Raw genomic sequence first — 10332 nt, 5'->3', positions numbered from 1 at the left:
TNCGCCGCTTCCGCCGCCCGGCCGGCGACGGGCTCACCCCACCAGGCTCTCCCGCCACGCCCGGTGGAGGCCGGCGAAGCGGCCGTCCCCGGCGATCAGCCGCCGGGGCGGCCCGTCCTCCACGATCCGGCCGCGCTCCATCACCAGCACCCGGTCCGCGATCTCCACCGTGGACAGCCGGTGCGCGATCACCACCGCCGTGCGGCCGTGCAGCACCGTGTCCATCGCCCGCTGCACCGCCCGCTCCCCGGGGACGTCCAGCGAACTGGTCGCCTCGTCCAGGATCAGCACGCCCGGGTCCGCGAGCAGCGCCCGGGCGAACGCCACCAGCTGCCGCTGGCCCGCCGAGATGCGCCCGCCGCGCTTGCGCACGTCGGTGTCGTACCCGTCCGGGAGCGCCGTGATGAAGTCGTGCGCGCCGATCGCCTTCGCGGCGCGCTCGACCTCCTCCCGCGTCGCGTCCGGGCGGCCCACCGCGATGTTCTCCGCGACCGTCCCGGAGAACAGGAACGCCTCCTGCGTCACCATCACCACCCCGCGCCGCAGCTCCGGCACGGTCAGCTCGCGCAGGTCCACGCCGTCGAGCAGGACCCGCCCCTCGGTGGGGTCGTAGAAGCGGGCCAGCAGCTTCGCCAGGGTGGACTTGCCCGCGCCCGTCGAACCGACCACGGCCACCGTCTGCCCCGCCGGGATCGCCAGGTCGAAGCGCGGCAGCACCTCGCCGCCCGTCCGGTAGGCGAAGCGCACCCCCTCGAACACGACCTCCCGGCCCGGCGCCCCGTCCGGCCGGGGCGGCAGCTCCCGCGCCGTCCCCGGCGCGGGCTCGGGCACTGTCGGGCGCTGCGCCAGCAGGCCGGCGATCTTCTCCAGGGACGCGGCGGCCGACTCGTACGCGTTGAGGAACATCCCCAGCCGGTCGATCGGGTCGTACAGCCGCCGCACGTACAGCACGGCCGCCGCCAGCACGCCCAGCGCCAGCGTGCCGTCCGCCACCCGGTAGGCGCCCCACAGCACCATCCCGGCGACGGCGGTGTTCGCCACCAGCCGGGAGCCCACCACGTAGCGGGCCATCTCCAGGATCGCGTCGCCGTTGCGCCGCTCGTGGCGGTGGTTGAGGGACGCGAACACCTCGTCGTTGGACCGCTCCCGGCGGAACGCCCGGACCGGCCGGATGCCGTTCATCGTCTCCGCGAACTTCACGATGACCGCCGCGATCGCCGTGGACCGCGCGCCGAAGGCCACCGACGCGCGCCGCCGGTACACCCGCACCAGCAGGTACAGCGGCACGAACGACGCCACCGCGACCGCGCCGATGCCCCAGTCCAGCCACAGCAGGACCAGCGAGATGCTGGCGAACGACAGCACCACGTTGACCAGCTCCTGGAGCCCTTCGTCCAGCAGCTCCCGCAGCGACTCCACGTCGGTCGTCGACCGGGAGATCAGCCGCCCCGACGTGTACCGCTCGTGGAAGTCCACGCTCAGCGCCTGCGCGTGCCGGAAGATCCGGCCCCGCAGGTCGAGCAGGACGTCCTGGTTGACCCGCGCCGACGCCTCCACGAAGCCGTACTGGAACAGCCCCGCGCCCAGCGCGCACAGCCCGTACCCGACGGCCACCGCGACCACCGGCCCGTGGTCGCCCTGGCGCAGCGCCGGCACGGCGCGGTCGATGGCGTACGCGACGAGCAGCGGCCCCGCCTGCACGGCCGCCTGCTGGAGGAGCAGCAGCAGCGCCGCCAGCGCCACCCGCGCCCGCCGCGGCGCGAGCAGCGACCGCAGCAGCGCGACCGTCGCGCCCTTCGGCACGGGCAGCGCGTCCCGGTCGAACGGATCCCGCCCGTCGCCCGCCGCGGCCCCGTCCGCCGCCTCCTTCCCGGGGGCGGTACCGCGCTTCCCCGGCGCCCGGTCCTGAGCCGTCATCGCTTCCCGTCCTCCGCATCCGGCGCGTCCGCCGCACCCGACATCAGCCACGCGTACTCGGCGCTGGTCCGCAGGAGCTCCTGGTGCGTCCCGACCGCCGCGATCCTGCCCTCCGACAGCAGCGCCACCCGGTCGGCGAGCAGCACCGTCGAGGGGCGGTGCGCCACGACCAGCGCCGTCGTGTCCCGCAGCACCTCCCGCAGGGCGGCCTCCACCAGCGCCTCCGTGTGCACGTCCAGCGCGGACAGGGGGTCGTCCAGGACGAGGAACCGGGGCCTGCCGGCGACCGCGCGGGCCAGCGCCAGCCGCTGCCGCTGCCCGCCGGACAGGCTCAGGCCCTGCTCGCCCACCTCGGTCTCCGCCCCCTGCGGCAGGTCCGCCACGAAACCGGCCTGCGCCACGTCCAGCGCCCGCCGCAGCTCCTCGTCCCCGGCGTCCGGGCCGGCGCCCATGAGCACGTTCTCCCGGACGCTCGCGGAGAACAGCGTCGGGTCCTCGAACGCCACGGCCACCAGCGACCGCAGCCGCTCCCGGGGCATCGCCGCGACGTCCTCGCCGTCGAGCAGGATGCGGCCCTCCGTCAGCTCGTACAGCCGGGGCACCAGCGCCGTCAGCGTCGTCTTGCCGGAGCCGGTCGTCCCCACCAGCGCCAGGGTCTCGCCCGGCCTGATCCGCAGGTCCACCCCGCGCAGCACCGGCGGCGAGTCCTCCGGGGCGTCCGGGTAGCGGAAGACCACGCCCTCGAAGACCACTCCGTCCGGCGCGCCCCGCGCGGGGGCCGTCGCCGCGGGCGGCCGGTCCGCGGCCTCCTCCTCCTGGTCCATCACCTCGAAGTACCGCTCCGTCGCGGTCGCCGCCTCCTGGCTCATCGCGAGCAGGAAGCCGATCGACTCCACCGGCCAGCGCAGCGCCAGCGCCGTCGACAGGAACGCCACCAGCGTCCCCGCCGACAGGTCCCCGTCCGCCACCTGCACCGTGCCCAGCACCAGGGCGGCGCCGATGGCCAGCTCCGGGACGGCCGTGATGAACGCCCAGATCCCCGCCAGCAGCCGCGCCTTGCGCAGCTCCGTGCCGCGCAGCCGCTCCGCCAGCGCCCGGAACGCCCGGGCCTGGCTGCGGTGCCGCCCGAAGCCCTTCACGACGCGGATGCCGAGCACGCTCTCCTCGACCAGCGTCGCCAGGTCGCCCACCTGGTCCTGCGCCTGCCGCGCCACCTTCGAGTACCGCGTCTCGAACCACGAGCAGCCCGCCACCAGCGGCACCACCGGCAGCAGCAGCACCAGCCCCAGCGACCAGTCCTGCCACAGCAGCACCACGAAACCGGCGAGCACCGTGACCCCGTTGACGAACAGGAACGTCAGCGGGAAGACGAGGAACATCCGCAGCAGCGACAGGTCCGTCGTCCCGCGCGACAGCAGCTGCCCCGACGCCCACCGGTCGTGGAACGCCACCGGCAGCCGCTGCAGCCGCCGGTACAGGTCGGCGCGCAGGGCGGCCTCCACCCTCGTCGACGGCCGCGCCACCAGCCAGCGCCGGAACCCGAACAGCAGCGCCTCGGCCACGCCGAGCGCCAGCAGGGCCAGCGCCCCCAGCCACACGCCGTCCGGGTCGCGGTCGGCCACGGGGCCGTCCACCATCCATTTCAGCACCAGCGGGATGACCAGCCCCAGGCAGGACGCCACCACCGCGACGACCGCCGCGGTGAGGAACCGCGCGCGCACCGGCCGCAGGTACGGCCACAGCCGCAGCAGGGAGCGGACGGCGGAGCGCTTGGGGACGGAGGGACGCGCGGGGGTGAGGGCGGAGGCAGACATCAGGACCGAGCCTAGGGTTCACCGCTGACATCGATCACGTGGTTTTCCGCCGGGCGCGTCCCCGCCGGCACCCGCCTCCCCACCCGCCCGCACGCCCCCCGGGCTGCGGACGACACCTAANNCTTCCGTACGCGCCCGCTTCCGTACGCGCCCGCGTGCTCCTCGCTCTTTCCGTACGCGCCCGCGCACCCCCGCGCNCCCCNGCGCGCCGCCGCCCCGGCGGGCACCCCTCAGCCGGCCACCCGCCACAGCAGCGCCGACCTCGCCGGCACCGTCACCGCCTCCCCGCCCCGGCACACCGTGCCGGGCGCCTCCGCCTGCTCCTCCCGCGAGGTGTCGACGACCAGCTCGTACTCCTCCGCCCACGGCGGCCCCGGCAGCCGGTGCGCGATCGGCCCGTCACCCGCGTGGAGGACCACCAGGAAGCTGTCGTCCACGACCGCCCGGCCGCGCTCGTCGCGTCCCGGGATGTCCCGCCCCGACAGGTAGAAGGCGATCGTCGGGGACGGCGCGTACCAGTCGCCCTCCGTCATCTCCGCCGCCTGAGCCGTGAACCACGCCAGGTCCCGCAGCCCGTCGGGGCGCTGCGGGCGGCCCGAGAAGAACGCCCGGCGCCGCAGCACCGGATGCGCCCGGCGCAGCGCCAGCAGCCTCCGGGTCAGCGCGAGCAGCTCCCGCGCCCACGGCTCGTCCGGCAGCGACCAGTCCACCCAGCCGGTCTCGTTGTCCTGGCAGTAGGCGTTGTTGTTGCCGCCCTGCGTACGGCCCATCTCGTCGCCCGCGACGAGCATCGGCACGCCCGTGGACAGCAGCAGCGTGGTCAGCAGGTTGCGGATCTGGCGGCGGCGCAGCGCGTTCACCGCCTCGTCGCCGGTCTCGCCCTCGGCGCCGCAGTTCCAGGACCGGTTGTCGTCCGTGCCGTCCCGGTTGTCCTCGCCGTTGGCCTCGTTGTGCTTGTGCCCGTACGACACGAGGTCCCGCAGCGTGAAGCCGTCGTGCGCGGTGACGAAGTTGACCGAGGCGTACGGGCGGCGCCCGCCCCAGGCGTACAGGTCGCTCGAACCCGACAGCCGGTACCCCAGGTCCCGCACGTCGGGCAGGGCGCCGCGCCAGAAGTCCCGCACCGCGTTCCGGTACCGGTCGTTCCACTCCGTCCACAGCGGCGGGAAGCCGCCCACCCGGTAGCCGCCGCCCACGTCCCAGGGCTCGGCGATCAGCTTCACCCGCCGCAGCACCGGGTCCTGCGCGATCACCGCCAGGAACGGGGAGAGCATGTCCACGTCGTGCATCGACCGGGCCAGCGCCGCCGCCAGGTCGAAGCGGAAGCCGTCCACGCCCATCTCGGTGACCCAGTAGCGCAGCGAGTCGGTGATGAGCCGCAGTACCTGCGGCTGTACGACGTGCAGCGTGTTGCCGCACCCGGTGTAGTCGGCGTACCGGCGGGCGTCCGCCTGGAGCCGGTAGTAGCCCCGGTTGTCGATCCCGCGCAGCGACAGCATGGGTCCCAGCTCGCCGGCCTCCGCCGTGTGGTTGTAGACCACGTCGAGGATCACCTCGATGCCGGCCTCGTGCAGGGCGCGCACCATCCGCCGGAACTCCCCGACCTGCTGCCCGCCCGTCCCGGTCGCCGCGTACGCAGCGTGGGGCGCGAAGTAGCCGATGGAGTTGTAGCCCCAGTGGTTGCGCAGCCCGCGCCGCAGCAGGTGGTCCTCGTGCGCGAACTGGTGCACCGGCAGCAGCTCCACCGCCGTCACGCCGAGCCGCACGAGGTGCTCCACCGCCGCCGGGTGCGCGAGGCCCGCGTAGGTGCCGCGCAGCTCCTCGGGGACGCCGGGGTGGCGCATGGTGAAGCCCCGCACGTGGAGCTCGTAGATGACGGAGTCCGCCCAGGGCGTCTTGGGCCTGCGGTCGTCGGCCCACTCGTCGCCGGGCGCGTCGTCGTGGACCACGACGCCCTTCGGCACGTACGGCGCCGAGTCGCGGTCGTCGCGCACGGTGTCCGCGACGTGCTGGTCCGGCCAGTCCCGCACGTGCCCGTACACCTCCGGCGGCAGCGCGCCGAAGTCGCCGTCCACCGCGCGGGCGTACGGGTCGAGGAGCAGCTTCGCCGGGTTCCAGCGGGCGCCGGTCCACGGGTCCCACCGGCCGTGGACCCGGTACCCGTAGCGACGGCCCGGCAGCACGCCCGGTACGAAGCCGTGCCAGATCTCGTGCGTCAGCTCCGTCAGCCCCACCCGCGTCTCCGTGCCGTCCGGCGCGAACAGGCACACCTCGACGGCCTCGGCACCGCCCGCCCACAGCGCGAAGTTGGTGCCGGCCACCCCGTCGGGGCCGGCCCGGAAGCGGGCGCCCAGCGGCGTGGACGACCCCGGCCAGACGGGCCCCGGGGCCGGCGCCGAGGGGGCCCCGCCGGCCCCGGGGCCGGTGTGGGTGACCGCCCGCGCGCCGCGGCGCGGCCCGCCGGGCTCCGCGCGGTGCGCCCCGCGGGAGGCGTCCGGCACCTCCGGCGCCGCGTCCTGGGCTGGGCTCTGTTCGGCTGCGCTCGACATCCGCCGGCCTCCCGCCGTCCGTACGGCGACCGGGCGGGGGCCCACGACGGCCCCGCTCCGGTCCTCCCCGTGTTCTGCCCGGGCCGGACCGGTCCCAACATGGGCCGTCGCGCGCACGCCCGTACGGGCGCCGCCCGGACGCGCCCCCGGCGGCGGGCCGGGGCGGGGAAGTGTCCGGGCCCAAAGGGACGTCATGGGGAGGAGTTGGGACCGAACGGTGACAGTCCGGCGGTCTTGGCGGCACGAGCAGTGTGATTATCTGACGCGGTGCGTGCGAGTGCAGCACGCGGGGGTGCAGGCCGTGGCGGTGCCGGGCCGTGCGAGGGGAGAGTTCATCGTGAAGGGGCAGCCGATATCGGGGGCGTCGGCCGGAGGCGCGCCGCGGAGCCGGCGCGGCCGGGGCACAGGGCCGCTGGCCGCCGTCGCCGGAATGCTGTTGTTGCTCGTCACCGCGTGCGGAGGCGGGGACCCGGCGGACGCGGGGAAGGGCGGCGCGCCGGGCGGGAACGGCTCGGGGCAGGCGGGGAACGCCGCCTCGCGGGCCGTGGTCGCCGTGGCGCCGAAGGACGGCGCCGACGCGGTCGCCACCAGCGGCGCGCTGAAGGTCACCGCGCGGAACGGCAGGCTGACCACGGTCACCGTCACCGACCCCAAGGGCCGGCCCGTCGAGGGCGCCCTGTCCAAGGACGCCACGAGCTGGCAGCCGGTCAGGCACCTCGCGGGGGCCACCCGGTACAAGGTGCACGCGGTCGCCGAGGACGCGGAGGGCCGCGAGTCCGCCAGGGACACCACGTTCACCACGCTCGCCCCGAAGAACACCTTCATCGGCCACTACACGCCGGAGGACGGCCAGACCGTCGGCGTCGGCATGCCCGTGTCCATCAACTTCAGCCGGGGCATCACCAACCCGGAGGCCGTCGAGGCCGCCGTGAAGGTGACCGCCGTGCCGGCCGTGCGGATCGAGGGCCACTGGTTCGGCAACGACCGGCTCGACTTCCGCCCGGAGAAGTACTGGGCGCCCGGCACCCGGGTGACCGTCCAGCTCGACCTGGACGGCGTCGAGGGCCGCCCCGGGGTCTACGGCAAGCAGAGCAAGAAGTTCAGCTTCACCATCGGCCGCAGCCAGGTCTCCACCGCCGACGCGAGCGCCAAGACCATGACGGTCGTCCGCGACGGCAAGACGATCAGGACGATCCCGATCACCGCGGGCGCCCCGTCCACCACCACGTACAACGGCCAGATGGTCATCAGCGAGAAGTACAAGGTGACCCGGATGAACGGCGCGACCGTCGGCTTCGGCGGCGAGTACGACATCAAGGACGTGCCGCACGCGATGCGCCTGTCCACCTCCGGCACTTTCGTCCACGGCAACTACTGGGCGTCGCCGGGGACCTTCGGCTCGAAGAACGTCAGCCACGGCTGCATCGGCCTGCGCGACGTGCGCGGCGCGCACGACGGCTCGATGCCCGCCGCCTGGTTCTACGACAACTCGATCATCGGCGACGTGATCGTCGTGAAGAACTCCGAGGACAAGCAGATCCAGCCGGAGAACGGTCTCAACGGCTGGAACATGCCCTGGTCGGAGTGGGTCGCCTGACCCGGCGGCGGACCCGCCCGCGGGGACCGGTGCTGTGACGAACCGCACCGGTCCCCGCGGCGTTAACGGCGGCTAACCTGCCCCGTATGACAGTGACTCTCGAAGTTTCCGCGGGCGTGGGCACCATCCGCCTGGACCGCCCCCCGATGAACGCGTTGGACGTCGCCACCCAGGACCGGCTCAAGGAACTCGCCGAGGAGGCCGCGGGCCGCGACGACGTCCGCGCCGTCGTCCTCTACGGCGGCGAGAAGGTGTTCGCCGCCGGGGCGGACATCAAGGAGATGCAGGACATGGACCACACGGCCATGGTGCTGCGCGGCAAGGCCCTGCAGGACTCCTTCACCGCCGTCGCCCGCATCCCCAAGCCCGTGGTCGCCGCGGTCACCGGCTACGCGCTGGGCGGCGGCTGCGAGCTGGCGCTGTGCGCCGACTTCCGCATCGCCGCCGACAACGCGAAGCTGGGCCAGCCCGAGATCCTGCTCGGCCTGATCCCCGGCGCGGGCGGCACCCAGCGGCTCGCCCGCCTCGTCGGCCCCTCCAAGGCCAAGGACCTCATCTTCACCGGCCGCCACGTCAGGGCCGACGAGGCCCTGGCGATCGGCCTGGTCGACCGGGTCGTCCCCGCCGCCGAGGTGTACGAGCAGGCGCACGCCTGGGCGGCGAAGCTCGCGCAGGGCCCGGCGCTCGCCCTGCGCGCCGCCAAGGAGTCGGTGGACGTGGGCCTGGAGACGGACATCGACACCGGCCTGGCCGTCGAACGCAACTGGTTCGCGGGCCTGTTCGCCACCGAGGACCGGGAGCGCGGCATGCGCAGCTTCGTCGAGGAGGGCCCCGGCAAGGCCAAGTTCCTCTGATCGCGGGCCGCCCGGGCTGTCCAGGCCGCCCGGGCCGCCCGGGTGGCGTTCCGGCCCGAGGTCGAGGAGGAGTCGCCGGCGGTTCCACCGTACGAGTGGTTTGGGGCCCCTCGGGGAACCGCCGGGACGACACGGGTCGGCCATCTCCGCCACCCGGTCGGCGCCGCGCGTCCTCGCAGGTCGGCGCAGGTACAGTCGTTGTCCTGTGCTGGTGTCATATGCCGTTCGCGGGCCGCGGGAGCACCGCTTCCGCCGCCCCGAATCCCGCGGAACCGCTCCGCGGGCCCCGTCGGACGGCCATGATGGAGGGCATGGCGGGGCTTGATGGTGTGGAGCGACCGTGGCAGTGCGGCGGTGCCACCGGGGCGAGGCGGGCGCCCTCCGCGGACGACGGGCAGGCCCTCAAGGCCCTTGAGCGGTACGGCGATCCGAGCGCGGGCGAGGTGCGGCTGCCGTCCCGCCCCGAGTCCGCCGCGATCGCCCGCCGGCTCACCCGGTGCGTGGTCCTGCGCGTCTGGTCGCTCGGCCCGCAGGCCGCCGAGGACGCGGTCCTGCTCGTCTCCGAACTCGTCGCCAACGCCGTACTGCACACGGGCGCCCGCGAGGTGGGTCTGCGCATGTACCGCCTCCGCGGTGGCCGGATCCGGGTGGAGGTGCGCGATCCGTCGCGCGGCCTGCCCTGCCTCATGCCCGCGCGGGGCACCGACGTCGGAGGGCGGGGACTGCGCGTCGTCGACGAGCTCTCGGAGCGCTGGGGCGTCGACCTCCTGCCGCGCGGCAAGAGCTGCTGGTTCGAACTGAGGGTCGTCGACCGCTGAACGCGCGGAAGCCCCCTGCGCACCGTCGTGGGGCGCGGCGGGGGCTTCCGGACGGGGCGCCGCAGACGGGAACAGGGGTGTGTCCGGTGGCGCCGACGACGACCTGGCCCGGGTCAAGGGAGTCGTACGACTCGACTATGGCAGACACGGCCCTCGCCGCCAAACGCCCAGGCGGCTACATAGTCAATCAAAGCCGACATTTGCTTGAGGATTCGAAGGTGACATGGGGCACTCGCCTGGAAAACCGCGAGTGACTACGGGGTCAGTCGAGTGCTTTCGGAGTGCCGGGTGCTTCCGGGCCGACCAGGCCGACGATCCGCGAAGTCGGCGGGGCGCTGAGCCGAAACCGCCTGCCGAACCTCCCGTCCGACCCCCCGTCCGGGCCGCCCCCGGTCCGGACGGCGTCCCGGGTGGTCCGGTCGCGGCAGGGGCGCCCCCCACCCGCGGCCCGCCGCGTCCGGCCGCCGCCCCTGCCGCTACCCTTGCCGCCGTAGCACAGACATACGAAGGGGTGGAGCGATGGCGGACATCGAGGCCGCGCGCAAGGCTTTCGACCGTTACGACGTGGACGGCGACGGGTTCATCACGGCCGCGGAGTACAAGAGCGTCATGGCGCAGCTCGGCGACTTCCACGTCACCGAGACGGTCGCCCAGGCGGTCATCAACGCCCAGGACGGCAACGCCGACGGCAAGCTGAGCTGGGACGAGTTCCGGGCGCGCCTCACCGGGGCCTGAGCCGCCCCGCACGCCCCGGGGGGCGTCACCGTCGCGGTTGTCACGGGT

The 10332-nt window shown here is 74.5% G+C and carries 7 protein-coding genes; 4 read left to right on the top strand and 3 right to left on the bottom strand.

Going from position 1 to position 10332, the window contains the following annotated elements; genetic code table 11:
- Positions 1–33 precede the first annotated feature (33 nt).
- From MW084_RS01955 to glgX, 3 genes are all read right to left on the bottom strand, one after another.
- Positions 34–1917, bottom strand: a complete 1884-nt coding sequence (locus MW084_RS01955; RefSeq protein ID WP_010471148.1) for an ABC transporter ATP-binding protein — start codon at positions 1915–1917, stop codon at positions 34–36.
- The gene (locus MW084_RS01950; protein WP_010471151.1) at positions 1914–3731 is read right to left on the bottom strand and encodes an ABC transporter ATP-binding protein; all 1818 of its coding nucleotides are present in this window, start codon (positions 3729–3731) and stop codon (positions 1914–1916) included. The genes MW084_RS01955 and MW084_RS01950 overlap by 4 nt, the downstream gene beginning before the upstream one ends.
- A gap of 230 nt (positions 3732–3961) precedes the next feature.
- A complete protein-coding gene (glgX, locus tag MW084_RS01945; protein ID WP_039829384.1) occupies positions 3962–6280 on the bottom strand; it encodes a glycogen debranching protein GlgX in 2319 nt (772 codons plus the stop codon).
- Between the two features lie 337 nt (positions 6281–6617).
- Between glgX and MW084_RS01940 the strand changes: the two genes are divergently transcribed.
- From MW084_RS01940 to MW084_RS01925, 4 genes are all read left to right on the top strand, one after another.
- On the top strand, positions 6618–7877 hold the full coding sequence (locus MW084_RS01940) for a L,D-transpeptidase (protein ID WP_078571749.1): 1260 nt from the start codon (positions 6618–6620) through the stop codon (positions 7875–7877).
- Between the two features lie 86 nt (positions 7878–7963).
- The gene (locus tag MW084_RS01935) at positions 7964–8731 is read left to right on the top strand and encodes an enoyl-CoA hydratase/isomerase family protein (protein ID WP_010471157.1); all 768 of its coding nucleotides are present in this window, start codon (positions 7964–7966) and stop codon (positions 8729–8731) included.
- Positions 8732–9030: 299 nt separating this feature from the next.
- On the top strand, positions 9031–9549 hold the full coding sequence (locus tag MW084_RS01930; RefSeq protein WP_193789347.1) for an ATP-binding protein: 519 nt from the start codon (positions 9031–9033) through the stop codon (positions 9547–9549).
- A gap of 519 nt (positions 9550–10068) precedes the next feature.
- Positions 10069–10284, top strand: coding sequence for an EF-hand domain-containing protein (locus tag MW084_RS01925; RefSeq protein ID WP_010471165.1), 216 nt, complete (start codon positions 10069–10071; stop codon positions 10282–10284).
- The last annotated feature ends 48 nt before the right edge of the window (positions 10285–10332 follow it).

The organism is Streptomyces sudanensis (assembly GCF_023614315.1).
GTDB classification, from domain to species: Bacteria; Actinomycetota; Actinomycetes; order Streptomycetales; family Streptomycetaceae; genus Streptomyces; species Streptomyces sudanensis.
Note: the sequence above shows the minus strand (reverse complement) of the source record. Positions and strands in the feature narration are given on the sequence as shown.

Coding starts and splice junctions, on each gene's coding strand:
- MW084_RS01955 (WP_010471148.1), bottom strand. CDS start 1,917: ATGACGGCTCAGGACCGGGCGCCGGGGAAGCGCGGTACCGCCCCCGGG.
- MW084_RS01950 (WP_010471151.1), bottom strand. CDS start 3,731: ATGTCTGCCTCCGCCCTCACCCCCGCGCGTCCCTCCGTCCCCAAGCGC.
- glgX (WP_039829384.1), bottom strand. CDS start 6,280: ATGTCGAGCGCAGCCGAACAGAGCCCAGCCCAGGACGCGGCGCCGGAG.
- MW084_RS01935 (WP_010471157.1), top strand. CDS start 7,964: ATGACAGTGACTCTCGAAGTTTCCGCGGGCGTGGGCACCATCCGCCTG.
- MW084_RS01930 (WP_193789347.1), top strand. CDS start 9,031: ATGATGGAGGGCATGGCGGGGCTTGATGGTGTGGAGCGACCGTGGCAG.
- MW084_RS01925 (WP_010471165.1), top strand. CDS start 10,069: ATGGCGGACATCGAGGCCGCGCGCAAGGCTTTCGACCGTTACGACGTG.